At 72.3% G+C, this 24,113-nt stretch carries 20 protein-coding genes; 10 read left to right on the top strand and 10 right to left on the bottom strand.

Annotation, left to right across the window (positions count from 1 at the left end; translation table 11 throughout):
• Window positions 1-96: 96 nt before the first annotated feature.
• The 3 genes from lysS (at window position 97) to G443_RS14705 (ending at window position 3,638) form a co-directional block, all read left to right on the top strand.
• Window positions 97-1,560: a lysine--tRNA ligase gene (gene lysS, locus G443_RS14715; protein WP_051313594.1), complete on the top strand. Its 1,464-nt coding sequence runs from the start codon at window positions 97-99 to the stop codon at window positions 1,558-1,560.
• Window positions 1,561-1,733: 173 nt separating this feature from the next.
• Window positions 1,734-2,084, top strand: coding sequence for a histone-like nucleoid-structuring protein Lsr2 (locus tag G443_RS14710; protein WP_016700451.1), 351 nt, complete (start codon window positions 1,734-1,736; stop codon window positions 2,082-2,084).
• Between the two features lie 702 nt (window positions 2,085-2,786).
• Window positions 2,787-3,638: an ABC transporter ATP-binding protein gene (locus G443_RS14705; protein ID WP_030106765.1), complete on the top strand. Its 852-nt coding sequence runs from the start codon at window positions 2,787-2,789 to the stop codon at window positions 3,636-3,638.
• A 100-nt stretch (window positions 3,639-3,738) separates the two neighbouring features.
• Here G443_RS14705 and G443_RS14700 read toward each other — a convergent pair whose 3' ends face one another.
• Window positions 3,739-3,891, bottom strand: coding sequence for a (2Fe-2S)-binding protein (locus G443_RS14700; protein ID WP_253860220.1), 153 nt, complete (start codon window positions 3,889-3,891; stop codon window positions 3,739-3,741).
• Window positions 3,888-4,622, bottom strand: coding sequence for a hypothetical protein (locus G443_RS14695; protein WP_253860219.1), 735 nt, complete (start codon window positions 4,620-4,622; stop codon window positions 3,888-3,890). Before G443_RS14695 ends, G443_RS14700 begins: the two co-directional genes overlap by 4 nt.
• A gap of 559 nt (window positions 4,623-5,181) precedes the next feature.
• Here G443_RS14695 and G443_RS14690 point away from each other — a divergent pair.
• Together G443_RS14690 and G443_RS14685 are read left to right on the top strand one after the other, a co-directional pair.
• Window positions 5,182-7,740, top strand: a complete 2,559-nt coding sequence (locus G443_RS14690; protein WP_026417601.1) for an ATP-dependent Clp protease ATP-binding subunit — start codon at window positions 5,182-5,184, stop codon at window positions 7,738-7,740.
• A gap of 148 nt (window positions 7,741-7,888) precedes the next feature.
• The gene (locus G443_RS14685) at window positions 7,889-11,209 is read left to right on the top strand and encodes an AfsR/SARP family transcriptional regulator (protein WP_051313475.1); all 3,321 of its coding nucleotides are present in this window, start codon (window positions 7,889-7,891) and stop codon (window positions 11,207-11,209) included.
• A 14-nt stretch (window positions 11,210-11,223) separates the two neighbouring features.
• Here the strand turns inward: G443_RS14685 and G443_RS14680 are convergent, their stop codons facing one another.
• The 6 genes from G443_RS14680 to G443_RS14655 form a co-directional block, all read right to left on the bottom strand.
• Window positions 11,224-12,036: an ABC transporter permease gene (locus tag G443_RS14680; protein WP_026417600.1), complete on the bottom strand. Its 813-nt coding sequence runs from the start codon at window positions 12,034-12,036 to the stop codon at window positions 11,224-11,226.
• The gene (locus tag G443_RS14675; protein ID WP_026417599.1) at window positions 12,033-13,016 is read right to left on the bottom strand and encodes a daunorubicin resistance protein DrrA family ABC transporter ATP-binding protein; all 984 of its coding nucleotides are present in this window, start codon (window positions 13,014-13,016) and stop codon (window positions 12,033-12,035) included. The genes G443_RS14680 and G443_RS14675 overlap by 4 nt, the downstream gene beginning before the upstream one ends.
• A gap of 417 nt (window positions 13,017-13,433) precedes the next feature.
• A complete protein-coding gene (locus tag G443_RS14670) occupies window positions 13,434-14,264 on the bottom strand; it encodes an SIR2 family NAD-dependent protein deacylase (protein ID WP_026417598.1) in 831 nt (276 codons plus the stop codon).
• Entirely contained in the window at window positions 14,261-14,578 is a 318-nt protein-coding gene (locus G443_RS14665; RefSeq protein ID WP_026417597.1) for an antibiotic biosynthesis monooxygenase family protein, read from the bottom strand. Before G443_RS14665 ends, G443_RS14670 begins: the two co-directional genes overlap by 4 nt.
• Before the next feature lie 86 nt (window positions 14,579-14,664).
• Entirely contained in the window at window positions 14,665-15,192 is a 528-nt protein-coding gene (locus tag G443_RS14660) for a 2'-5' RNA ligase family protein (RefSeq protein ID WP_026417596.1), read from the bottom strand.
• Window positions 15,193-15,332: 140 nt separating this feature from the next.
• Complete coding sequence (locus G443_RS14655; RefSeq protein WP_026417595.1) at window positions 15,333-16,217, bottom strand: iron-sulfur binding domain-containing protein; 885 nt, start codon at window positions 16,215-16,217, stop codon at window positions 15,333-15,335.
• Between the two features lie 217 nt (window positions 16,218-16,434).
• On the opposite strand from G443_RS14655, the gene G443_RS14650 reads away from it, so the two are divergent.
• Together G443_RS14650 and G443_RS25520 are read left to right on the top strand one after the other, a co-directional pair.
• Window positions 16,435-17,169, top strand: coding sequence for a hypothetical protein (locus tag G443_RS14650; RefSeq protein ID WP_051313473.1), 735 nt, complete (start codon window positions 16,435-16,437; stop codon window positions 17,167-17,169).
• A 237-nt stretch (window positions 17,170-17,406) separates the two neighbouring features.
• Window positions 17,407-19,647: an Ig-like domain-containing protein gene (locus G443_RS25520; RefSeq protein WP_026417594.1), complete on the top strand. Its 2,241-nt coding sequence runs from the start codon at window positions 17,407-17,409 to the stop codon at window positions 19,645-19,647.
• Window positions 19,648-19,671: 24 nt separating this feature from the next.
• On the opposite strand, the gene radA is transcribed toward G443_RS25520, so the two are convergent.
• Both radA and G443_RS14635 read right to left on the bottom strand, forming a co-directional pair.
• Window positions 19,672-21,066 (bottom strand): DNA repair protein RadA, encoded by a 1,395-nt coding sequence (gene radA / locus G443_RS14640; protein WP_026417593.1) that lies wholly within the window; start codon window positions 21,064-21,066, stop codon window positions 19,672-19,674.
• Between the two features lie 139 nt (window positions 21,067-21,205).
• Window positions 21,206-21,886, bottom strand: coding sequence for a copper chaperone PCu(A)C domain-containing protein (locus G443_RS14635; RefSeq protein ID WP_155886030.1), 681 nt, complete (start codon window positions 21,884-21,886; stop codon window positions 21,206-21,208).
• 297 nt (window positions 21,887-22,183) lie between these two features.
• Here G443_RS14635 and G443_RS14630 point away from each other — a divergent pair, with 297 nt between their 5' ends.
• From G443_RS14630 to ispF, 3 genes are all read left to right on the top strand, one after another.
• Window positions 22,184-22,672 carry a CarD family transcriptional regulator gene (locus G443_RS14630; protein ID WP_016698477.1) on the top strand — a complete coding sequence of 163 codons (489 nt, stop codon included), beginning with the start codon at window positions 22,184-22,186 and terminating at the stop codon, window positions 22,670-22,672.
• Window positions 22,673-22,863: 191 nt separating this feature from the next.
• Complete coding sequence (gene ispD, locus G443_RS14625) at window positions 22,864-23,634, top strand: 2-C-methyl-D-erythritol 4-phosphate cytidylyltransferase (RefSeq protein ID WP_026417591.1); 771 nt, start codon at window positions 22,864-22,866, stop codon at window positions 23,632-23,634.
• A 4-nt stretch (window positions 23,635-23,638) separates the two neighbouring features.
• Window positions 23,639-24,109, top strand: a complete 471-nt coding sequence (gene ispF / locus G443_RS14620) for a 2-C-methyl-D-erythritol 2,4-cyclodiphosphate synthase (protein ID WP_030226214.1) — start codon at window positions 23,639-23,641, stop codon at window positions 24,107-24,109.
• Window positions 24,110-24,113 lie beyond the last annotated feature (4 nt).

The raw sequence follows: 24,113 nt of genomic DNA, 5'->3' as shown, positions 1-24,113 counted from the left end.
TTGGGGGTATTGGGGGGAAGGAACGTAGTCTGTTCCCCCGTGAACGGGCAGCCGGACAATGACACTGTGACCAGCGAGGACACCCTTCCCGAGCAGATGCGCGTGCGCCGCGAGAAGCGGGAGCGGATGCTTGCGAGCGGTATTGAGCCGTATCCGGTCTCGCTCCCCGTCACGCACGGCCTCGGGCAGGTGCGCGCGGAGAATCCCGATCTCGCCCCGGATACCTCGACTGGGCGGATTGTCGGGGTCGCCGGCCGGGTCATGTTCCTCCGAAACACCGGAAAGCTGTGTTTCGCCACGCTCCGTGCTGGTGACGGCGCGGAACTGCAGGCAATGGTCAGCCTCAAGCAGGTGGGGGAGGAGGCTTTGTCGGCCTGGAAGGCCGACGTCGACCTGGGCGACCACGTTTTCGTCTCCGGCGAGGTCATCACGTCCCGCCGGGGCGAGTTGTCCGTCCTGGTGGACGAATGGCGAATGGCCTCCAAGGCTTTGCGGCCGCTGCCGGTGGCCCACAAGGACCTGGCCGAGGAAACCCGGGTGCGGCAGCGCTACGTGGATCTCATCGTCCGCCGGCAGGCGGCGGAGACCGTGCGCACCCGGTCCGCCGTCGTGCGCTCCCTGCGCGAGTCCTTTCACGAGCGCGGCTACCTCGAAGTCGAGACGCCCATGCTCCAGACCCTCCACGGCGGGGCCGCGGCCCGGCCGTTCCTCACCCACTCGAACGCCTTCGACATCGACCTTTTCCTGCGGATCGCCCCCGAGTTGTATCTGAAGCGGTGCGTGGTCGGCGGAATCGAGCGGGTTTTCGAGATCAACCGCAACTTCCGGAACGAGGGCAGCGACTCCTCGCATTCGCCCGAGTTCGCCATGCTGGAGTTCTACGAGGCCTACGGCACCTACGACACGATGGCCGTCCTGACCCGCGAGCTCGTGCAGGAGGCGGCGACCAGGGTCTTCGGCACCCAGGTCGTCACGCTCGCCGACGGTTCCGAGTACGACCTGTCCGGTGAGTGGGCCTCGCTGACGATGTACGAGTCCCTCGCCGAGGCGGTGGGGGAGGAGGTCACCCCGGAGACCCCCGCCGAGCGACTGCGGACGTTGGCGGCCTCCCACGGGCTCGACCTCGCCGGCGGCGGGGCGAAGCTCGGCCACGGCAAGCTCGTCGAGGAACTGTGGGAGCACCTGGTGGGCTCGGCGCTGCACGAGCCGACCTTTGTCCGGGATTTCCCGCTGGAAACCTCCCCGCTGACCAGGCAGCACCGGGACAAGCCCGGGGTCGCCGAGAAGTGGGACCTGTATGTGCGGGGTTTCGAGCTGGCGACCGGCTACTCGGAACTGGTCGACCCGGTCGTGGAACGGGAAAGGCTGCGGGAACAGTCCAGGCTGGCGGCGGCCGGGGACGAGGAGGCCATGCAGTTGGACGAAGACTTCCTGCGGTCACTGGAGTACGGAATGCCCCCCAGCGGCGGCACGGGAATGGGGATAGACCGCCTGTTGATGGCTTTGACCGGACTGGGCATCAGAGAGACCATCCTCTTCCCGCTCGTGCGCCCTGAATGAACCAGCGGAACTCGCTAGGCGGAGTGCGTCCTGCCGAAAACGCGTTAGTATTGTGGGAACAGCGACCGGTATTTTGATCGTCGCTACCGGTCGGGAACTGGTCCCGGAACCGGCATGGGCTGGCCCAGGGCGGGCCTGAGCCTTGAGCGAGCTTTTGGGGAAGGACGAGGACTATGGCGCAGAAGGTAACCGTCACTTTGGTCGACGATCTCGACGGCAGCGAGGCCGAGGAGACCGTTGACTTCGCACTCGACGGTGTCGCTTACCAGATCGACCTCTCGTCGAACAATGCCTCGCAGCTCCGCGACGCGCTGGCGAGCTACGTCCAGGGCGCCCGGCGTTCCGGTGGTCGTCGTCGCTCCGCTGGTCGGGCGCCCGCCGGCAGGAGCAACGGAAGCACCACCACTGCGGACCGCGAGCAGAACCAGGCGATCCGGGAGTGGGCCCGGAAGCGGGGGATGGAGGTCTCGGACCGGGGCCGGATCCCCGCCGAGGTGCTCGAGGCCTACAACAAGGCCAACTGATCGCCACCGGAGGTCGACCGCCCCAGCGGCCCTGCTCCACGGGCCCGCTGGGGCGAAGCGCGCTCCACCTGGCCGTGGTGTTCGGTTAGGCTCGCCTCACCAACGACGTCGGCTGGGTTGGGGGCTGCATGAGGTGGGGCGGGAGGGGGACGCCGGCGGTCGCGTCCACTCGCGAACGGGCGCACGCCACGTCCACCTCGGACACCCGCGGCGGTAGCCCGCCGCCGGCTGTCGCCGTCGTGGACGCCGTCCGACCGAGGCTGGTCCTGGTCGGAACGGGGCCCCACGCGCCAGACGGCGTGCGGGCACCGGGGCATCGGGGCACGTCGACCCCGGCCGAGGGGCCAGACGGCCCCCAACTCCCCGGAGTGGGCGGGGCGGGGGCCGGCGGCGCCGCCTCCCCACCGCCCGCGCCGCCTCCGGACTCCTGGTCGGTGCCGAGTCCCGCGTGAACACGGAGGAGCTCGCGGGTCCTGGCGCGGGTGGGACCACCGCCGTGGGCGCCCTGCCGGTCGACCGATCCCGGTGTGGAGCGGGCCGGAGCACCCGGCTCGCGGCTTCGCCGGTGCGGGGGGCACCCGGCCACGAGCTACCTCGGCCGGCTCGGTGTGACGCCGGGGACGCGCGAGGTGCGTCCACCCCTCGGGGACGGCTGGTCGCTGTCGCCGGAGGAGGCGGTGGCGGGGTCCGGGAGGGGGGAGCATGACCAGGCCGGTCCCGGCGCGGCCCCGTTCCCAGGACCGACCCGGTCCACCGGACGCCCGGTTGGGCGCGCGGTCGTTGCGGCTGTCCTACGGCGAGCGGGTCGTGGTCCACGACCTGGACCTGGACGTGCTCGACAACACGGTGACGGCCGTCATCGGCCCGAACGGGTGTGGGAAGTCCACCCTCCTCCGGGCGCTGGGCCGGCTCCTGACCCCGGCCGAGGGCACGGTCCTCCTCGACGGGAAGCGGATCGACCGGCTACCGACTCGCGAGGTGGCCCGGGTCCTCGGCATCCTCCCGCAGTCACCGACCGCTCCGGACGGCCTGACCGTGGCGGACCTCGTGGCCAGGGGGAGGCACCCGCACCAGTCCTGGTACCGCCAGTGGTCCTCCGCCGACGAGGAGGCGGTCGCCGATGCGCTGCGCATGACGGGGATGGAGCGGCTGGCTGATCGGGCCCTCGACGAACTCTCGGGTGGGCAGCGGCAGCGGGCGTGGATCTCGATGGCGCTCGCCCAGGGCACCGAGCTGCTCCTGCTCGACGAACCCACCACCTACCTGGACCTCGCGCACCAGATCGACGTGCTCGACCTGGTGGAGCGGTTGCACACGACCAGGGGACGAACGGTCGTGATGGTGCTGCACGACCTGAACCTGGCCGCCCGGTACGCGCGCCGACTGGTCGCGATGCGCGGTGGTGAGGTGGTCGCCGAGGGGGAACCGGCCGAGGTGCTCACCGAGGACCTGCTGTTCCACGTCTTCGGGCTCGACGCCAGGGTCATCGAGGACCCGGTGTCCGGGACGCCGCTGGTGGTGCCCGTCGGGGCACGCCATCGCACGACCGTCTAGCGCCACCGGCCGGGCCCGAGCGCATCCCGAGCTTCAGGGGGTGGGGAACGGTCACGACCGCCGGTTCGGAACGGCCACCGCCCCCCAGCCGGGTACCTCCTCAGTCGCCACCCCGGCGGACCCGGTCCGCCCGTTCCGCGTCGGAGACCCGGGGGCAGGTCACGCAGGCCCGCTCGACCCCGGGGAGCGCGTAGTGGAAGCAGCAGCTCTGCCGGCGTCGGGTCCAGTGCTGGCCGTTGTCCTCGCCCGTCACCGAGTAGAGGGTCGACCCCGAGGTGAGGGGGTCGGTGTCCGAGCACCCGAGCACCAGCGAGGCGTCGCCGACGCCGGCCCCCTCGTCGCCACCCAGCCGCCCCGCGTTCCAGAGGGCGGTGTCGAGCACGTCCGTCGCGGCGGCCCACAGGGTGCGGCGACCGAGCCGGGTGTGGGGGCGAAGGCCGTGACGAACCGGGCCGCGTGGTCGACGAAGCGCGCGCGGAGCAGCGCGGCCAGCGCCCGCTCGTCGGCCACCACCGTCGCCCGCGCCGTACCGGCCGCCGGGTCGTCGGGCAGGCAGGCGAACCCCTCGCTGAGCAGGGCCACGCCGTCGACGTGTGGGCGGGAGTCCGCGAGCCGGAACGCCAGGTCCGCCGGCCGGAGGTGCGGAACCCGCCGGGCGGTGTGGAAGAGCATGCCGGCCAGGAACCCCGGTGCGTGCAGGTACCAGCTCATCAGGTACCCGGAGGTCGTGCGGTCCGGGGACTCACCGAAACGTTCCCGTAGCCAGTCGCCGAGCCGCGCCTGCCAGGACGGGAAGAACCCGGGGTCGGCGAGCGCCCGCGCGCAGCCGACCCACGTCTCCCCCTCCTCCGGTGGGGCGCCGAAGCGCAGGGCCATCCAGCTGGGAGCCCGCGTCGCCTCGATGGAGTGGGCGATCGTCGTGCCGGGCTCGGGGGCGGGCGGAGCGCTCCGGTGACCCGCCCGGACGCGGGTGAGCATGCTCACGACGTCACCTCCGGCTCGTTCCGCCACCTGGTGTTGGTTCACCCGATGGGTTCCTCGTCTCCTCTGGCCCTGTCCTCCCGGGTACCCGGCGGCCGGCTGTTCCTCCTCGGTTCCGCCCGGCGGCCGGGGCAGGGTTGCCTAACCTTATCCCCGAGGGGTGGCGTGGTGCGCGACCCGGTACCGCCAGCGCGTTCGCCGGGGTCCAGCGGCACGGGGCTCCCCGCCGGGAGTCGGGCCGGGACGGCGGGTCCGCCAGGGCACCGAGCGGCGGCTCGGGCCACCCGAGGTCGGACGCGCGCGCCGGTGGCGACCGCGTGTTCGCTCTGGGCGGACAGCCGGCACAACCCAGCGTGACCAGGAATTCAGGGCGGCCCCGGCCCGTTGAACCCGCTGTCGGACGTGTGACGGCCGCTTTCCGGAGCTAACGGAAGCACGCCGCAGCGAGAATGCCTACTACAGTGGTCGTAGGGTGCCGACCTCGTCGCAGAGCGCCAGTGGGGCTGCGTGTCACTGCCTGGGGCGAGTTGGAAGCCGCTGTCGCCGCTGTCAGGGAGTGCGAATGTTCGAAAGATTCACCGACCGCGCGAGGCGGGTTGTCGTCCTGGCCCAAGAAGAGGCCAGGATGCTGAACCACAACTACATCGGCACTGAACACATCCTCCTGGGCCTGATCCACGAGGGTGAGGGTGTCGCCGCCAAGGCGCTGGAGTCGCTGGGGATCGCCCTGGAGGGCGTGCGCCAGCAGGTCGAGGAGATCATCGGCCAGGGTCAGCAGGCTCCCAGCGGGCACATCCCGTTCACGCCGCGCGCCAAGAAGGTGCTGGAGCTGTCGCTGCGGGAGGCGTTGCAGCTCGGCCACAACTACATCGGTACCGAACACATCCTGCTCGGCCTCATCCGCGAGGGTGAGGGCGTGGCGGCGCAGGTGCTGGTGAAGCTCGGCGCGGACCTCAACCGCGTCCGCCAGCAGGTGCTGCAGCTGCTGTCCGGCTACCAGGGCAAGGAGCCGGCCGAGACCGCCGGTCGTGGTGAGGGCACCCCGTCCTCGTCGCTGGTGCTCGACCAGTTCGGTCGCAACCTGACCTCCAGCGCCCGCGAGGGCAAGCTGGACCCGGTGATCGGCCGGGACAAGGAGATCGAGCGGGTCATGCAGGTGCTGTCCCGCCGGACGAAGAACAACCCCGTCCTCATCGGTGAGCCGGGCGTCGGCAAGACCGCCGTCGTCGAGGGGCTGGCCCAGCAGATCGTGCGGGGCGAGGTTCCCGAGACGCTGAAGGACAAGCAGCTCTACACCCTCGACCTGGGCTCGTTGGTCGCCGGTTCCCGTTACCGGGGTGACTTCGAGGAGCGCCTGAAGAAGGTGCTCAAGGAGATCCGCACCCGGGGCGACATCATCCTGTTCATCGACGAGCTGCACACGCTCGTCGGAGCGGGCGCCGCCGAGGGCGCGATCGACGCCGCCAGCATCCTCAAGCCCATGCTGGCCAGGGGTGAGTTGCAGACGATCGGCGCCACCACCCTCGACGAGTACCGCAAGCACGTCGAGAAGGACCCGGCGCTGGAGCGCCGCTTCCAGCCCATCCAGGTGGGCGAGCCCTCGCTGGACCACACCATCGAGATCCTCAAGGGCCTGCGGGACCGCTACGAGGCCCACCACCGCGTGTCCATCACCGACTCCGCGCTGGTCGCGGCGGCCACCCTGGCCGACAGGTACATCAACGACCGCTACCTGCCGGACAAGGCGATCGACCTGATCGACGAGGCGGGCGCCCGGATGCGGATCCGCCGGATGACGGCGCCGCCGGACCTGCGCGAGTTCGACGAGAAGATCGCCGACGTCCGCAGGGACAAGGAGTCGGCGATCGACGCGCAGGACTTCGAGCGGGCCGCCAGGCTGCGCGACGAGGAGAAGCAGCTTCTCGCGCAGAAGGGCGAGCGCGAGAAGCAGTGGAAGTCCGGTGACCTGGACGTCGTGGCGGAGGTCGACGACGAGCAGATCGCCGAGGTCCTCGGCAACTGGACCGGCATCCCGGTCTTCAAGCTGACGGAGGAGGAGACCACCCGCCTGCTCCGGATGGAGGACGAGCTGCACAAGCGGATCATCGGCCAGGAGGACGCCGTGAAGGCGGTCTCCCAGGCGATCCGCCGCACGCGGGCCGGGCTGAAGGACCCCAAGCGCCCCTCCGGCTCGTTCATCTTCGCCGGGCCGTCCGGTGTGGGGAAGACCGAGCTGTCCAAGGCGCTGGCGAACTTCCTGTTCGGTGAGGACGACGCGCTCGTCCAGATCGACATGGGCGAGTTCCACGACCGCTACACCGCCTCGCGGCTGTTCGGTGCTCCTCCCGGCTACGTCGGCTACGAGGAGGGCGGGCAGCTCACCGAGAAGGTGCGCCGCAAGCCGTTCTCCGTCGTGCTGTTCGACGAGATCGAGAAGGCGCACCAGGAGGTGTACAACACGCTGCTCCAGGTGCTGGAGGACGGCCGCCTGACCGACGGTCAGGGCCGGACGGTGGACTTCAAGAACACCGTCATCATCTTCACCTCCAACCTGGGCACGCAGGACATCTCCAAGGCGGTGGGCCTCGGGTTCTCCGGCAGCGGGGAGCAGGGCTCGAACTACGAGCGGATGAAGCAGAAGGTCAACGACGAGCTGAAGAAGCACTTCCGCCCGGAGTTCCTGAACCGGATCGACGACATCATCGTCTTCCACCAGCTGACCGAGTCCGAGATCGTTCGGATGGTGGACCTGATGGTGACCCGCGTCGAGACGCAGCTCAAGAACAAGGACATGGCGCTGGAGCTGACCGAGAAGGCCAAGAAGCTCCTGGCCAAGCGGGGCTTCGACCCGGTGTTGGGTGCCAGGCCGCTGCGGCGGACGATCCAGCGGGAGATCGAGGACCAGCTGTCGGAGAAGATCCTGTTCGGCGAGCTGCAGCCGGGTCAGATCATCATCGCCGACGTCGAGGGCTGGGACGGCGAGGACAAGCGCGACGACGAGGCCCGCTTCGTCTTCCGCGGCGAGACCAAGCCGGTCGAGGTCCCGGACTCGCCGCCGGTGGAGCTGTCCGGCTCGGGTGGGTCCAGCACCGAGAACCAGAACGACACCGAGAACGACTGATCCCGGCACGAGGCCGGAGGAGGCCCCGCCGACACCCGTCGGCGGGGCCTCCCGCATGCGGTGGGTCGGGCCTCCTCGTTGCCTCGCGAACGTCGCCGCCCCGAGCGGCGGGGGTCGGGTGGTGGGCGGCGCATGACAGGCTGGCCCCATGCGCGTGGCGATGCTCGGAACGCTGGAGGTGCGCACCGGCGACGGCGGCGTCGCGGAGATCGGCGGTCGCTTGCTCAGGGTGCTGCTCGTCCGGCTGGCGCTCGACGTCGGGCGCTCGGTACCCGTGGATACCCTGCTGACCGACCTGTGGGCTGGTGATCCTCCGGCGGGAGGCGCGAACGCCGTCCAGACCCTGGTCGCACGACTACGCCGCTCGCTGCGACCGCACGGGGCGGCGGAGGCGATCCGGTCGGGAGGCGGCGGCTACTGGCTCGACCTGGACCCGAGCGACGTGGACATCCCGCGCGCCGAACGGCTCGCCGCTCGCGGCCGGGCGGCGGCCAGGGCCGGGGAGACGGCCGGCGCGGCGCGGAGCCTCACCGAGGCGCTGTCGTGCTGGCGCGGACGGCCGCTGGCGGACCTCCCGCCGTTGCCCTTCGTCGAGGAGGCCCGCCACCAGCTGGTCGAGAGCCGCCTCACCCTCACCGAGGACTGGGCCGAGGCCCGGTCCGCTCTGGGGGACTTCGCCGAGGTGGTCCGCGGGCTGGAGCCGTTGGTGCGTGAGTGGCCACTGCGCGAGCGACTGGCGGGCGCGCTGATCGAGGCCCTCGCGGCGGTCGGACGGCTGGCGGACGCCCTCGCCACCTACGACCGTCTCCGCCGCGCCCTCGCCGAGGAGCTCGGTGTCGATCCCTCACCTGCCCTGCGGGGCCTGCACCTCCGCCTGCTGCGGTCGGACCGGCCCAGCTCGGAGACCGAACGCGAGGTGTCGAGCGCCGCCGGGACGCGCCGCGAGCTCCCACCCGCGCGGCGGTCGCGTGGTGGACCTCGGGTGCCGGTCACGAGTTTCGTCGGTCGGGAGGCCGAGTTCGAGGTCGCCCTGGAACTCCTCGACCGGTCCAGGCTCGTCACCCTGGTGGGGCCGGGCGGTGCGGGGAAGACCCGGATGGCGACGGAGCTCGTCGGAGCGATCGGCACCCCGGCCCCCTCCTCGGGGCCGGACGACCAGGGAGACCCGGGCGAGGCCGTCTTCGTGGAACTCGCTCCCGTCGGCGACCCGGCCGAGTTGGTGGACGCCCTGGTCAACGCCCTCGATGTCCGCAAGACCGCGTTGATGCCCGCGCAGGCGGGGTGGCGGCAGCCCATCGTCGAACTGGTCGACGTGCTCGCCAGCCGGCCGTCGTTGCTCGTGCTGGACAACTGCGAGCACCTGGTCGATGCGGTCGCCCCCCTCGTCGCGGACCTGCTCGCCAGGTGTCCCCGGCTCCGGGTGCTCGCCACCAGCAGGGAAGCCCTGGTCGTGCCAGGGGAGGCCCTGTGCCAGATCGGGTCCCTGAATGTTCCCGACGACGGGGCGGACGACGCCGAGATCCGCCAGTCGCCGGCGGTCCGGCTCTTCGCCGACCGGGCAGCCGCCGTGTCGCACGGGTTCCGGTTGACCGACGAGAACGTCGAGGCGGTCGCTGACGTGTGCCGCCGACTCGACGGGCTCCCGCTGCCGATCGAACTCGCCGCCGCCCGACTGCGGTCGATGACCCTCCGCCAACTCGTCGACCGGTTGGACGACCGGTTCCGCCTGCTCGCCGCCGGCGCCCGCTCCGCGTTGCCCCGGCACCGCACCCTGCGCGCCGTGGTGGAGTGGAGCTGGGATCTGCTGCTGCCGCAGGAGCGGGTGTTGGCCCGGCGGCTCGCGGTGTTCGCCAACTCCGCCACCGTGGAGTCGGCCACCGAGATCTGCGCCGGCGAGGACCTGCCCGCCGACGACATCTTCTACCTGCTCACCTCGCTGGTGGACAAGTCGCTGGTCGACATCGTCGACGACCATGCCGGCCGCGGCCGGTACCGGATGTTGGAGACGGTCCGCGCCTACGCGGCGGAGCGGTTGCGGGACGCGGGGGAGGACGGCCGGCTCCGGGCCACGCACGCCCGGTACCACCTCCGGCTCGCCCAGTGGGCCGACCGCCTGCTGCGGGGCCAGGACCAGCTCACGGCGATCGCGGCGGTCCACGCCGAGCACGACAACCTGCACGCCGCGCTCCGCTGGGCGGTGGAGACGTGTGAGGCGGACCTCGCGCTCGAGTTCGGCATCGCCCTGGGCTGGTACTGGTGGCTCTTCGCCAACGAGCCGGAGGCCGCCGCCCGGATCGCGGAGATCCTCCGGGTCGCCGACGAAGCGGATGTCGAGGGGACAGCGACCGACCCCGCGGCCCGCGCGGCGCTCCGCGCGATGCACGCGGTCCTCCGGGCGACCTTCGCCGAAGCGGTGGGACCTGACTGGGGCGAGCTGCACCGGGCCTGCCGGGAAACGGAGGCGATGCTGCGATACCCGGTGCTGACCATGATCGAGCCGGTGCTCGCCCTCTACGCCGGGCGGCCGGAGGCCGCCCATGCCAGCCTGGCGAGGGCGTCCGCCTCACCGGACGCCTGGGCGCGGGCCATCACCCAGTTGAACCGGCTGTTGCTGCTGGAGATCGAGGGGCGGTTCGAGGACATCCGGGCGGCGGGGGACGAGGTGGTCCGGGCCCTCACCGCCGTCGGCGATCGCTGGGGGACCAGCCGGGCGTTGTTCACCCAGCTCGTCCAGCAGTCCCTCGAAGGGGACCACGAAGCGGTGCTGCGCACCGGCGAGCGCATCCTGGCGCTGGTCACGGAACTCGGTGCCGAGCCCGACATCGTCCACGTGCGGGTGTGCATGGCCCAGGAGAAGATCCGCGCCGGCCGGCTCGACGAGGGGGAACGGGAGATCCGCGAGCAGTTGGCCGCCTCGCTCCGCGCCGGGCGTTCCAGCCTGGAGGCGGGGGCGCGGTGCCTGCTCGCGCAGGTGCACCGCCATCGGGGGCACCACGTCCAGGCGAGGGAGGAGCTGGCGAGGGCCAGGTCACGGTTGCGGGTCCAGCGGCACGAGCTCTCCCAGCAGTTCGTCGGCCTCGTGATGCTCGAGGAGGCGTTGCTGGCGCTGGGGGAAGGCAGCCCGGGTGCCGCCAGGGCGTCCGCCGACGAGGTGCTGGCCCGCTTCACCCGCCCCTACGAACGTCCGATGATCTCGGTGGCCGCCGAGATCCACGCCGAGGTGGCGCTGCGAACGGGCGATCCGGCGGGAGCCGCCCGGCTGTTGGGCGTGTCGCACGCGCTGCGGGGGACCCTGGACGAGGGGAACCCCGACCTGCGCCGGGTGCGGGAGGGGGTGCGGGCCGCGTTGGGGGACGACGAGTGGCACCACCACTTCTGGTCGACGGCCAGCCTCGGCCAGGCGAAGGCCGAGGAGGTGCTGCGGGCCGGGAGGCCGGGGTCGTTGCCCGACGCTCCCGGCCTCGGCTGAGGTACGGCGGGTGTTCAGCCGCGGCTGAGCCGCCGCCGGTAGGCCCAGGACGCCGCGGGGAACAGCACCAGCAGCAGGCCGGCCATCCACAGCAACGACGCCACCATCGGTCCGGCGACCTCCCCGCCGATCATCAGCCCACGGGCGGTGTCCGAGAGCTGGGTGATGGGGCTGATGTTCACCCAGGCCTGGAGCCACCCTGGCATGGTCTCGGTGGGCGCGAAGATGTTGCTGCCGAACATCAGCGGCCAGATCACGACCATCGACATGCCCATCACGGCCTGCGGGCTGCGGACCAGCATCGCGAGCAGCACCGACAGCCAACAGATCGACAGGCCGAACGCGATCACCAGCAGTACCGCGACCAGCACCGACACCGGGTCGGTCGTCGCCCGGAAACCGAGCAGCATCCCGAATCCCAGCAGCACCGCCAGGGAGACCGCGTACCGGACGATGTCTCCGAGAACCGCGCCCACCAGGGGAGCGGACCGGGCGATCGGCAGGCTGCGGAACCGGTCGAACACCCCCTTGGAGATGTCCTGGCTCAACGCGAACCCGGTGCCGAGGCTGGCGGTCAGGGCGATCATCACCATCAGCCCGGGCAGGACCAGCTGGAGATAGGCGTCCGTGCTCCCCGCGATCGCCCCACCGAAGAGGTAGACGAACATCAGCAGCATCAGGATCGGCTGGAGGGTGACGTCGAGCAGGGTCTCCGGGGACTTCCGGATCTTGGCGACGCTGCGGCCGGCGAGGATCAGGCCGTGCCTGACCATGCTCCCGGGCCGGGAACCGGAACGGGCGGGTGGGGACACGACGGCGGTGCTCATGCCAGGTTTCCTTCCTTGACCGGTGCCTCGGTGATCTCCTCGGGCCCGGTCGTCCTCCCGGTCAGCGCCAGGAACACGTCGTCGAGGCTCGGCAGGCGCAGGGCCAGCTCGTCGGCGACCACCCCGGCGGCGTCGAGCCTGCGGACCAGCGTCGACAGCACGACGGGGTCCTCCACCGGCACCGTGAGGAGGTTGCTCTCCTCGTCACGGTGCGGCGCCCGACCGACGAGGTCGGTCAGGATGCCAGCGACGGTGTCCAGGTCGGCTGGCAGGCTCGTGCGCACCTGGAGGGACTGGCCCCCCGTCCTCCGCTTGAGCTCGTCCGCCCGCCCCTCCGCGACAACCCGGCCCTGGTCGATGACGGTGATCCGGTCGGCGAGCCGGTCAGCCTCCTCCAGGTACTGCGTGGTCAACAGCACGGTCACCCCCTCGTCCGCCAGCGAACGGACCATCGACCAGACCTGGTTGCGGCTGTGGGGGTCGAGGCCGGTGGTCGGCTCGTCCAGGAAGAGCACCTGGGGGCGGCCGACCAGGCTCGCCGCGAGGTCGAGCCGCCGGCGCATCCCACCCGAGTAGCCCTTGGCTGGCCGTCCGCCGGCGTCGGACAGCTCGAACTGTTCCAGCAGTTCCTCCGCCCTGGCCCTCGCGGACCGCCGGTTCATGTCCAACAGGCGCCCGATGAGGGCGAGGTTCTCCAGGCCGGTCATCTCCTCGTCGAGCGCCGCGTACTGCCCGGTGAGGCCGATGATCTCCCGGACGCGGAGCGGTTGACGGCTGACGTCGAAGCCGCCGACCGACGCCTGCCCCCCGTCCAGGCGGAGCAGGGTCGCGAGAATCCGGACGGCGGTCGTCTTCCCCGCGCCGTTCGGCCCCAGCAGGCCCGCGATGCTGCCGGCGGGCACCGACAGGTCGACCCCTGCGAGAGCGGTGTGCTCCCGGTACCGCTTCACCAGGCCTTCGGCCTGGATCGCATACGACATGCTTTCCTCCCCTTGGGTGTTCGTCCGCCACCCTGCCCCCCGGAGCTGGCGGACCGCGCACAGCCCGCTGTCACCGTTCGTCCCCCTGCTGTGCGCAGTTACCCGGATGACTGGTGGATCTGACCCGGCAGTCGTACACCCACGGCGACATGACTGGCTGGCCGTCACCCCGTGGGGGACGGCGTCAGGGGCGGGCGAGCGGGCGCGGCAGGACGAGCGGAGCGGTGCGTGAGGGCGGCGGTCGCCGCCCACACGGGTGGCGGTGGGCGCAGGCTACCCGCCTACCGGCCCTGATCGCCGTTCCACGCCGGGAACGCGGCCGAGTGGGAGGTCCGACGGGGACGCGGATGGCGGTCGCGGACCGGACCGGGCAGGGGGCGGCGACCTCGGCAGGGGAGACATCGGGAGGCGTTCACCTCACCGCAGGAGGTCGTCGAGCGCCCGGAGGGTGTCGAGGGCCGGCCCGGGCAGCGACACGCCCCGGCCGTGCCGCACCTCCGCCTCCCGAGGGTTGACGCGCACCAGGGCACCCGTGGCCGCGCTCGCGAGTTCGGCCTGACGTCGAACGGTCGGAACGGCGGTGCCCGCTCCCACCTCCACGACGACGAGCCTGGCCCTCCGGAGCTCGCGCCGCCACCGCACGTACTCGGACATCACCGCCTCGGTCCGGGTGCCGAGCCAGGCGCCGTCCCCGAACATCAGGATGTTCGGGCGGGCCACCGCGCCGCAACGCGGGCAGGTCGGGAGCGGCGACGACGCGCGCATCGTCTCCGCGTCCACCGTGAGCCGGACATCGTCCGCCGGCCACACGTCCGGCCCGCAGGGAACACCGCACTGGAGGTGGTGGATCGAGCCGTGGCACTCGACGACCTCGTCCTCCGAAAACCCCGCCCGTTGGAACTGCCCGTCGACGTTGGAGGTGAAGACACGGACGCCCCCGAGCAGGTCCGCGCCCCAGGACCGCAGCACCCCGAAGCCCGCGTGCGGCAGGGTCGACCGGTACAGCTCGAGGCGGTGGCCGTAGAAGCCCCACGCCAGTTCCGGGTCGGCGTCGAAGTGGACCGGGTCGGCCAGCTCGACGAAGTTCACCCCGAGGCGGCGGTAGGGCGGGTAGGCACGCCAGAACCCCTCGTCCCCCCGGAAGTCCGGGAGGCCGGAGTCGACGCCCATGCCCGCCCCGGCGCAGACCAGCAGCGCCTCGGCGCCGCGCAGGAGTTCGGCGGCGCGGTGCAGGTCGTCCTTCGTCATCCCTGCCCGGCGGAGGGTTCCACGTGCTGGACCACCTCGAACTCCAGGAGGTCCGCCCCGCTGGCGACCGGCTTCGCCCGTTCCCCGGAGTGCGCCTCCTTCGCCGGCCCCCCGGCCCAGGCCTGGAAGTCCTCCTCCGTCTCCCACCGGGTGTAGACGAAGTACCTGGTGTCCCCGCTGACCGGGCGGAGCAGTTCGAAGCCGAGGAAACCGGGAGCCTTCTCGACCGCGCCGGCCCTGGCGGCGAACCGCTTCTCCAGCTCCGGGCCGGCGCCCTCGGGAACCTCGATCGCGTTGATCTTCACGACTGCCATGCCACGACCGTACCGGGGAATCGGGCAGGTGACGGCGGATGTTCGGGGTCGGGCGCCCACCCGGCCGACGTCCCGGTGCCCGTCGGTCATCTCGCGAGGAGCGTCGAGACCTTCCCGGTGACCGTGTCGACGATCCCCACGCCGCTGACCCTGGCGTGGATCGCGGGCACCGGGCGCAGGGCGGCGAACCCGGCCACCAGCTGCTCGCCGGTGATCCCCATGGCCAGCGTGCAGTGCGGGACCCACGAACCGGGCAGGTAGTACGCGGAGGGTTGCCGCACGCCACCGGCGAGCACGTCATGCACGGCGGAATGCACCGCGAGCAGTTCGACGTCCACCATCGCCCCGAGCATGAGCACGTCCTCGCTGGTCGTGAAGGTGCCCACGGTGTGCAGCCAGAGGTCGGGCAGGTGGATCCGGTCCAGTTCCCCGGCGAGCTCCCGGCGGATGGGCACTGGGAACGCGGCCCCCATCGCCAGGGTCAGGTGCGGCCGGTGCTGCCCGTGGCCCAGCCGAGCGAGACTGGGCACCCCGGCCCGCTCCAAGCGTTCCCACAGCACCCGAACGGCCCGTTCGGCCTCGTCGTCGAAGTAGAACACCAGTGCCTCAGCCACGAGGCGCAGTGTGCCCCGGCGAGGCGGCCCCCGGTGGCCGGATCGGTGAATCCACCCGAACGGCGCGCGGGCACCCGGGGCGGCGGCGGGCGGCCGCTCACCCGCGTTCCCCGGTGGGACCAGGGCGGCCGCGGAGGTCCTCAGCGCTCGCCTGGCAGCGCGAACAGGCCCTCGTCGGTCTGTTCCATCAACCCGTCGACGAGCAGGCTGTCCAGGCAGCGGTCCCGCTGGCCCGCGTCCGCCCACACCAGGTCGAGCCGGTGCCGCTCGACGGGCCGGTCCGACCCGCGCACCACGTCGAGCAGCAGCCCCCGCACCTGGCGGTCGGTCCCGGCGAAGCGCTGCACGGGTTTCGCCGGTCCGCTGTAGGCGGGGCGGCCGGCCCGCTGCCAGGCGCAGTCGGACAGGACGGGGCAGTCGGCGCACCTCGGCGACCGCGCGGTGCACACGATCGCGCCCAACTCCATCAACGCCGCCGAGTACCTGGCCGCCCTCGACTCGGTGGTGGGGAGCAACACCGCGACGTCCGCCAGGTCCCGTGTCGTCGACGGAGGACCGGCGTCCGCCGCGCCGTGCACCGCCCTGGCGACCACCCGCCGGACGTTGGTGTCGACGACGGGGGTGCGTTGACCGTAGGCGAAAGCGGCGACCGCCCGTGCGGTGTACGCGCCGATCCCGGGCAGCGCCAGCAGGACGTCCACGTCCGAGGGGACGACGTCGTCATGCCGTTCCGCGATCTCGGTGGCGGCCGCGTGCAGGCGCAACGCCCGCCTGGGGTAGCCGAGCTTGCCCCAGGCGCGGACGACCTCGCCCTGGGTCTCGGCCGCCAGGTCCGACGGGCGCGGCCAGCGCGCCATCCAGTTCAGCCAGACGGGTTCCACCCGGGACACCGGCGTCTGCTGGAGCATGATCTCGCTCACCAGGACGCCCCACGCGCTCGTGTCCGGATCACGCCAGGGCAGGTCCCTGGCGTGGACGTCGAACCAGGCGAGGACGGTGTCCGGCGGCAGTTCTCGGCTTCTCATGACGGTCTGATCCTGGCAGTGCGTCCGCGCGGGGACGACGCGGGGTGGTGGCCGGCGGCCCCACACCCCACGGGTCCCGGGGGGTCGGCGCCCCACGGAGGGCCCTCGCCGGAACGGGGTTGAGTTCGACCACCCCGAAAACGGGTCATACGACACGCGTGGCTGAACGAAAGGCCATTGCTCCACCTGGAGTAGTGATCGGGTTACCGTCGGACGCGTGATCCAACCGACCGGCCCGCTGCCCCCCACCGTGTACTGGCGACGTCGCCTGGTCGCACTCGGTGGTGCGATCCTGGTCGTGGTCCTGGCGCTCTGGGCGGTGGCCGCCGCCTCCGGCGGCGAGGACACCGACCGGGCCGCGTCACACGAGGAGGCCCCGGTGAACCCGCCCGGCCACCCGCCGCCCTCCCCGGATGCCGGTCCCGGCCCGGCCACCAGCACCCCGTCAAGCCGTCCCGCCGGGTCCGAGGACCCGGCGGAGGACGGCGCCCCCGGTTCCGCCCGTCCCGGGACCAGCGGGGCCCCGGCGTCTTCCTCGGCCCCACCGGGACCCCCACCGGTGTGCCCAGACGAGGCGATCTCCGTGCGGGCGTCGAGCTCCGGACCCGAGCACCGGGTCGGGCAACGACCGGTCCTGAGCCTCCTCGTCACCAACGAGGGGACCGAGCCGTGCGCGAGGGACGTCAACCGGGAGCTGCGCGAACTGACCGTCACCACGGCGGACCAGCGGACCGTCCTGTGGTCCAGCAACCACTGCTACTCGGCGGACCAGCCAGAGGTGCCCGTGCTCGACCCCGGCGAGGAGCTGAACTTCGAGATCACCTGGGCGGGCAGGACCTCGGAACCAGGGTGTCCCACCGACCGGCAGCAGGTGCCGGCGGGGGATTACCTCCTGGTCCCCAGGCTGGGCGAGCTCGTCGGCGAACCGGTCCAGTTCCGGCTCCTGCCCTGACCGGGCGGCCGGTGTCCCGCCAGCCCTCCGACCGTCGGCCCAGCTCGCCAGGCCGCCCGTCGACCGCGCATAACTCCGCAGGTCACGGCGTTGTGTGCTTTTCGCATGCGGAAGCTAACGAGCCGAACACCGTTCAGCGTCTTTTCGCTCCCCACGCCGGTCGCGCACCGTCACGCGCGCTAGCTTCGCGACTATGTCGCCCAGCCGGGGAAGCGCCCCTGAACCGGGCCGGACACGGTGAGAGCGAGAAGACGCTTCACCGCCCGGCTGCTCGTCCTCCTGACCGCCGCGTCCCTCGGGACGGCGACCACGGTCGACGGGCCGACCGCGCGCGCACGGCCGAGCGAACCGCCTGCCCTCGTCGCCGCCGAGGACACGACGGCACCGATGAGCCCGGGCGAGCAGGCGGCCACCTACCCGGACGGGCTGTCCGAGGCGATCCGTCGAGACCTGGAGACCGACCCCCGCACCTACGCGGTGCGCGCCGTGCGGGCGGCCGCCGCGGCGGAGACCGCCGAGGAGCTGCGGGAGTCGCTTGGTGACCGATTCGGCGGAGCCTGGTTCGACCCGGACGACGGTGGCCTGAACGTGGCGGTCACCAGCCAGGCCGCCGCCGAGACCGCGCGAGCCGCCGGAGCGCGGACGCACCTCCGAGGGCTGGACGCCCGCAGGCTGTCCGAGGCCGCCGACCGCGTCCGGGACTGGGTGAGCGAACTACCCGTGGACCAGGAGGCCCTGGTCCACGCCGTCGGCGTCAGCTCCAGGACCAGCACCGTCGAACTCACCGTCGTGAACAGCCCTACCGGGCGGGAACTCGCGGCCCGAGCACCCGAGGACGACGTCCGGGTCAGCGTCAGGGTCGCCGATCACCGGCCCCACCCCCAGCTCGACCTGTTCGGATGGGACGGGATCACCTCCCGCCGCGAGGACGGCGGCGCCGGGCGTCCCTGCTCGCTCGGGTTCAACGCACTCGACGCGGTGGGGCGGGCCACCTCCCTGACCGCCGGCCACTGCGGGCACGGGGGCGCCAGCCAGGTCAGGAGCCGACGGGACGGCAGCCTGATCGGCATCTTCGAGGCCGTGTTCTGGGACAGCCTCACCGGGGGCGGGCGCGGCCACGACCACGCGGTGGTCCGCATCACCGACCCGCGGTATCCCATGCGACCCGGGGTCACCGACCAGCGCGGTGACACCCTGCCCGTCGAGACCGTCGCCGCGCCGATCGAGGGCATGCCGGTCTGCGTGGTCGGTCAGGCGTCCGGCTGGGAATGCGGCACGATCGACGCGGTGGAGGTGGACGTCCGGGTCGACGACCTCGCCGGGGGGCTCCACCGCCAGCTGACCTTCCAACACGACGCCTGCACCGCCTCCGGCGACAGCGGCGCTCCGGTCCTGTCCGGGACGGCGGCGATCGGTCTGCACTCCGCCGGAACGACCACACCCGGCGGTCACCGCTGCCCGACGGGGGTGGCCCGCACCGCCGGCTACGCCCAGCCCCTGGCGACCAGCGTCCTGCCGGCGCACGACGACGAGCTGCGCATCCTGACCACCTCCGACGACAGCGACGGCGACGGTGTCCCGGACCACATCGAGCTCGCCGACGACCCCACCGCCGTGCGCGACGAGAACGGCGACGGCGTCCCGGCCTACCTCGACCCGGACGAACCGCAGCTCAGGACGCCGGTCGTCACGTTCCCCGAGGACGGTTCCCGGCACACCGACCGGCTGCTGCCGCTGATCGGCACCGCGAAGCCGAGCGCCGAGGTGACCGTCGAGTACCGGGGGACCAGGACGACCACGGTCGCGCGAACGGACGGGTCGTGGCGCATCGACCCGGAGGAGGAACTGCCACTCGGCCGGTACGAACTCGCCGTCTCCCAGTTCTGGACCGCCCCGAACGGGAGCGAGTGGCAGTCCGGCCTCGTCATGACCTCCTTCGTCGTCTCCCCGCCAGAGCCCGAGATCAGCGCGCCGGTCACCGGCTGGCAGACCACGAACAGCCGCCCGGTGATCGCCGGGACGGGCACCCCAGGAGCCGACGTGTCCGTGTCGGTGGACGGGCACGTCGTGGGCGTCGCCACGGTCGGCGGGGACGGGCACTGGTCGGTGACACCCGCCGAACCCCTGCCGGACGGCGCCAGGACGGTGACGGTCGAACAGGAGGTGGACAGCGTGCTGTCCCAGCCCACGACCGGCACGCTCACCGTGGTGGGCTCGGGGAACGTGCCACCACCGGAGGTCCACGCCGGCCCCGAGGGGTCCGCGGTGGCCAAGCACGCCGAGCCCCGGGTCGTGGAGGGGACGCAGGGCGGCGGCAGCCAACCCAGCCGCTTCGTCGACCAGGCCGCCGAGGGTGAGGACGACGGACTGCTGCGGTTCCTCCCGCTGCTCACGGTCGCCGCCCTGGCCCTCGCGGTGGGCTCCGGCCTGACCTTCGGGCGCCGGCGGCGGGAGGGCGAGGACAACGTCGAGGTCTGAGCGGCTGTCGGGGCTGGCCGGCGGTCAGCCCCGCGCCAGGTCCCGGAGTGCCGCCAGCGCCGCGCCGAGGTGGGGCACCTCGGTGACCACGACGTCCTCCGGAACCCGACCCGAGTCCGGCGGCACCAGTGCCCGCCGGAAACCGAGCCGGCCCGCCTCGGCCAGTCGACGTCCCAGCCCGGTGACCCGGCGGACCTCGCCGGCGAGCCCGACCTCCCCCAGGACCACGAGGTCGGAGGGCAGGGCGACATCGGCCTTGGCTGAGGCCACGGCCAGCGCGAGCGCGAGGTCCGCCGCTGGTTCGGTCACCTTCATCCCACCCACGGTGGCGGTGAAGACGTCGGCGTCACCGAGCCGGACCCGACCGCGTCGCTCCAGGACGGCGAGGATCATCGACACCCGAGCGGAGTCCAGCCCGCTGACGGCACGTCTGGGCGTGGCCAGCGTGGAGGCGGCGACCAGGGCCTGGACCTCGGCGAGCAACGGCCGCTTGCCCTCCACGACGACGGTGACCGCCGTGCCGGGCACGGTCACCTCGCGGTCGCTGAGGAACAGCCCGGACGGGTCGGGGAGACCCACGATGCCGTCGTCCCGGAGTTCGAAGCAGCCGACCTCGTCCGCCGCCCCGAAGCGGTTCTTCACGCCCCGGATCATCCGCAGCGTCGAGTGGCGGTCGCCCTCGAAGTGCAGCACGACGTCGACCAGGTGTTCCAGCACCCGGGGGCCGGCCACGGAACCGTCCTTGGTCACGTGACCGACGAGGACCACCGGGACCCCGCGTTCCTTGGCCATCGCGGTCAGCGCCACGGTGACGGCCCGGACCTGGGTCATCCCGCCGGGGCCGCCATCGGCCTCCGGGGACTGCATCGTCTGGACCGAGTCCACGATGAGCAGACCGGGACGTACCGCGTCCACGTGCCCGAGAACGGCGGACAGGTCGCTCTCGGCACCGAGGTAGAGCCGTTGGTGCAGGCTGCCGGTGCGTTCCGCGCGGAGGCGCACCTGGCCGGCCGACTCCTCACCGGTGACGTACAGCGCCGGCTCGTCCGAGCTCGCCGCCCACTGGTGGGCGACCTCGAGCAGCAGGGTGGACTTCCCGACTCCCGGCTCACCGGCGAGCAGCACCACCGCCCCGGGAACGAGCCCGCCGCCCAGGACGCGGTCGAGTTCCGGCACGCCGCTCGGGCGGGCCCTGCTCGACTCGATGTCCACCTCGACGATTGGTCGCGCCGGGGTCGAGGGAGCCCCGGCGGCGAGGCGGCCCGCCCCGCTCACCCCGCTCGTCCGAGCGGCGGGCATCTCGCCGATGCTTCCCCACGCCTGGCACTCGGGGCACCGTCCCAGCCACTTGGCCACCTCGTGGCCGCATTCCGCGCACCGGTGCCGGGGTCGGGGGGCCCTGGTGTTCTTGGTCGCCACGACCCGCAAGGTAGGGCAACCGCCCGACGGGTCCGGTCAGGGGAGGGTGCCGCGCCCGGGGAGGTGGGCGCACGCTGACCGCCGGGACTGGGCGGGATGGCCGTCCCAGCTGCCGCGGGGGAGCGGGACGGCCGAGACGTCAGTCGCCGCGGGTCGCCGGCTCCGGGTCCTCGCCCACGGGCACCTGAACGCTCAGCGACCCGGCGTTCTCGAACTCGAACACCAGTTCCACGTTCACGCCAGGGTGGACCTCGTCGTGCAGGCCGACGAGGGTGAGGGAGAGCACACCGATGTCCGCGACGTCCTGGCCCGACTGGGCGGCGTCCGTCTCCGGCGCCGACTGGCTCATCTCGGCGGAGGGCTCCCCCGCCTCGGGAGTGGAGGTCTCCAGCTCGGAGGTCGCCTCACCCAGGCCCGTCGCCACCAGCTTGGTGCCGGCCGGCAGCGCGGTGTCGCCCTCGACCGTCACGGACTCGGCCGACGGGGACGTGACCGACAGCAGCGTGTCGGCGCCGGTGCCGCGGTTGACGATCGTGACCGAGACCGGGGCATCCGATCCCGCCGGGTAGGCGGGCGGGTCCTGCTCGGTGGGGAAGGTCAGCTTCGCGTCGCGGACCGCGATCGTTCCCGCGTCCGCGTCGGCGCCCGCGATCACGGGCACCTGCGAGCCGGTCTGCGTGATCTGCCCGGCGCTGCACCCCGTGAGCAGCAGGGCGGCACCCAGTCCGAGCGCGGCGGGGAGCATGCCTACGCGACGCGTGCGGGACGGGAGCGTCCTGCTGGCGCCTCCGACTCCTGGTGCCTCCGGTGCGCCTGTCACGTGCGGTCCTCCCTCTGACCGGGACTGCGGTGGCATGTCCGTGGCGGTAGCTGACGTGTCGGCAGCCTATCCAAGGCTCACCAGCCGCTCACAACCAGATCCCATCAGGGGCGCACGTCCACCCGTTCGGTGCGCCAGCCTGGATCAACGGGTGGGGAAAGGGGCGTCACATGCATGGCGGTCCGGGGTTTGTCAACCCCGCGCACGGCCCCTGACCTGCAACAAGGGTTCGCCGGCTGCTCGGGGTCAGCTTGTGTCCCGTGTTAAGATGGGCGAAGCGAAAGGGGCAGAGGACACATGGTTTTCAAGGTCGGAGAGACCGTCGTCTACCCGCACCACGGTGCCGCTCTCATCGAAGCAATCGAAACCCGAGTAATTCAGGGCGAGGAGAAGCAGTACCTCGTTCTCAAGGTAGCCCAGGGCGACCTCACGGTGCGCGTCCCCGCCGACAACGCCGAAATCGTCGGTGTGCGGGATGTCGTGGGGCAGGAAGGGCTGAACCGGGTCTTCGAGGTGCTGCGTGCTCCGCACACCGAGGAGCCGACCAACTGGTCCCGGCGGTACAAGGCCAACCTGGAGAAACTCGCGTCCGGCGACGTGAACAAGGTTGCCGAAGTGGTGCGTGATCTGTGGCGGCGCGAGAAGGACCGGGGCCTGTCGGCTGGCGAGAAGCGCATGCTGGCCAAGGCGCGGCAGATACTGGTCAGTGAGCTGGCTCTCGCCGAGGGCACCGACGAAGGCAAAGCGGAGACGCTGCTCGACGAGGTCCTCGCGACCGCTTCCTGACCCCCACGGACTTCCGCGCCGTGGGGCTTCCGTTCCGCGGCTCACGGGGGACCGGCCGGAGTGGCCGGCTCCCGCTCGCGGAGGGGCTCGACGTGCCGGCCGTCCGCCGCCGGCCGGTGGTGGAGCCGCAGGCGGCGGGTTTCGGTGGAGTCGTTGCGAGTGGAAGAACGTGTCATGGAACGGCGGTCGTGGTGACCGTCGTCGCACTGGTGCCCGCGGCCGGGCACGGGGTTCGGCTCGGCGCGGGCCGACCCAAGGCCCTCGTGACGGTCGCAGGTGAATCGTTGCTGGTCAGGGCAGTTCGTGGCCTGACCGAGTCAGGTTCTGTCGATCGGGTCGTCGTCGCCGCGCCGACGGACGAGGTGACCGAGGTGACCGGGCTGCTCGCGTCGTTCGGGCGGGCCGTGGACGTCGTCGCGGGAGGCGAGACCCGCACCGACTCGGTCGGGCTGGCCCTGCGGGCGGCGCTCACCGCCCTGCCGAACACGAGCGTGGTCCTGGTCCACGATGCCGCGCGGGCGTTCATGCCCACCTCGGTGATCAGGTCAGTGGTGGACACGGTCCGGGCCGGGGCGGGAGCCGTCACACCGGTGCTCCCGCTCGCGGACACCGTGAAGGAGGTCGACGCCACCGGCTTCGTCCGCCACACGCCCGACCGCGCCGTGCTGAGGCTGACCCAGACCCCGCAGGCCTTCGCCGTCGACGTGCTGCTGCGGGCTCACGGGCTGTCCGCTCGGACCAGCCCCGACGACCCGTCCCGAACCGGGCGATCCGGCGCGGGACCCGGCGCCACGGATGACGCCGGGCTGGTCGAGCGCCGTGGCGAGAAGGTCCTCACGGTTCCCGGCCACCCCCACGGGTTCAAGATCACCACCCCCTTCGACCTGGTGGTCGCCGAGGCACTGGCCGCTGCGACCGCGGGCGACCCCACACCGGAACGGAGCGCGACCAGCGGTGAGTGACCTGATGCCCAGGGTGGGGCTCGGCACCGACGTCCACCCGGTGCTCGCCGGCCGGGCCTGCTGGATGGCCGGTCTCCGCTGGGAGGGCGTCGACGGCTGCGCCGGTCACTCGGACGGCGACGTGGCCGCGCACGCGCTCTGCGACGCGGTCCTCTCCGCCGCGGGGCTGGGAGACCTCGGGGCAGTCTTCGGCACCGACTCCGACCGGTGGGCCGGCGCCCACGGCGTCGAGTTCCTGGCGGAGGCGAGGTCCCTGGCGGCCGAGGCGGGTTTCCGGCTCGGCAACGCGGCCGTGCAGGTGATCGGCAACGCCCCCCGCATCGGCCCCCGCCGCGCGGAAGCCCAGCGGGTGCTCTCCGAGGCCCTGGGCGGCCCGGTGAGCGTCACCGGGACCACCACCGACGGCCTCGGGCTGACCGGGCGGGGCGAGGGCGTCGCGGCGATCGCCACCGCACTGCTGCTCCCCGTGCGGTGAGCCG

It is taken from the genome of Actinoalloteichus caeruleus DSM 43889 (genome assembly GCF_000429185.2).
In the GTDB taxonomy this organism is placed as follows: domain Bacteria; phylum Actinomycetota; class Actinomycetes; order Mycobacteriales; family Pseudonocardiaceae; genus Actinoalloteichus_B; species Actinoalloteichus_B caeruleus.
Note: the sequence above shows the minus strand (reverse complement) of the source record. Positions and strands in the feature narration are given on the sequence as shown.

Excerpts from the sequence above, each read along its gene's own strand:
- lysS (WP_051313594.1), top strand. The coding sequence starts at position 97 with ATGCGCGTGCGCCGCGAGAAGCGGGAGCGGATGCTTGCGAGCGGTATT.
- G443_RS14710 (WP_016700451.1), top strand. The coding sequence starts at position 1,734 with ATGGCGCAGAAGGTAACCGTCACTTTGGTCGACGATCTCGACGGCAGC.
- G443_RS14705 (WP_030106765.1), top strand. The coding sequence starts at position 2,787 with ATGACCAGGCCGGTCCCGGCGCGGCCCCGTTCCCAGGACCGACCCGGT.
- G443_RS14690 (WP_026417601.1), top strand. The coding sequence starts at position 5,182 with ATGTTCGAAAGATTCACCGACCGCGCGAGGCGGGTTGTCGTCCTGGCC.
- G443_RS14685 (WP_051313475.1), top strand. The coding sequence starts at position 7,889 with ATGCGCGTGGCGATGCTCGGAACGCTGGAGGTGCGCACCGGCGACGGC.
- G443_RS14680 (WP_026417600.1), bottom strand. The coding sequence starts at position 12,036 with ATGAGCACCGCCGTCGTGTCCCCACCCGCCCGTTCCGGTTCCCGGCCC.
- G443_RS14675 (WP_026417599.1), bottom strand. The coding sequence starts at position 13,016 with ATGTCGTATGCGATCCAGGCCGAAGGCCTGGTGAAGCGGTACCGGGAG.
- G443_RS14670 (WP_026417598.1), bottom strand. The coding sequence starts at position 14,264 with ATGACGAAGGACGACCTGCACCGCGCCGCCGAACTCCTGCGCGGCGCC.
- G443_RS14665 (WP_026417597.1), bottom strand. The coding sequence starts at position 14,578 with ATGGCAGTCGTGAAGATCAACGCGATCGAGGTTCCCGAGGGCGCCGGC.
- G443_RS14655 (WP_026417595.1), bottom strand. The coding sequence starts at position 16,217 with ATGAGAAGCCGAGAACTGCCGCCGGACACCGTCCTCGCCTGGTTCGAC.
- G443_RS14630 (WP_016698477.1), top strand. The coding sequence starts at position 22,184 with ATGGTTTTCAAGGTCGGAGAGACCGTCGTCTACCCGCACCACGGTGCC.
- ispF (WP_030226214.1), top strand. The coding sequence starts at position 23,639 with ATGCCCAGGGTGGGGCTCGGCACCGACGTCCACCCGGTGCTCGCCGGC.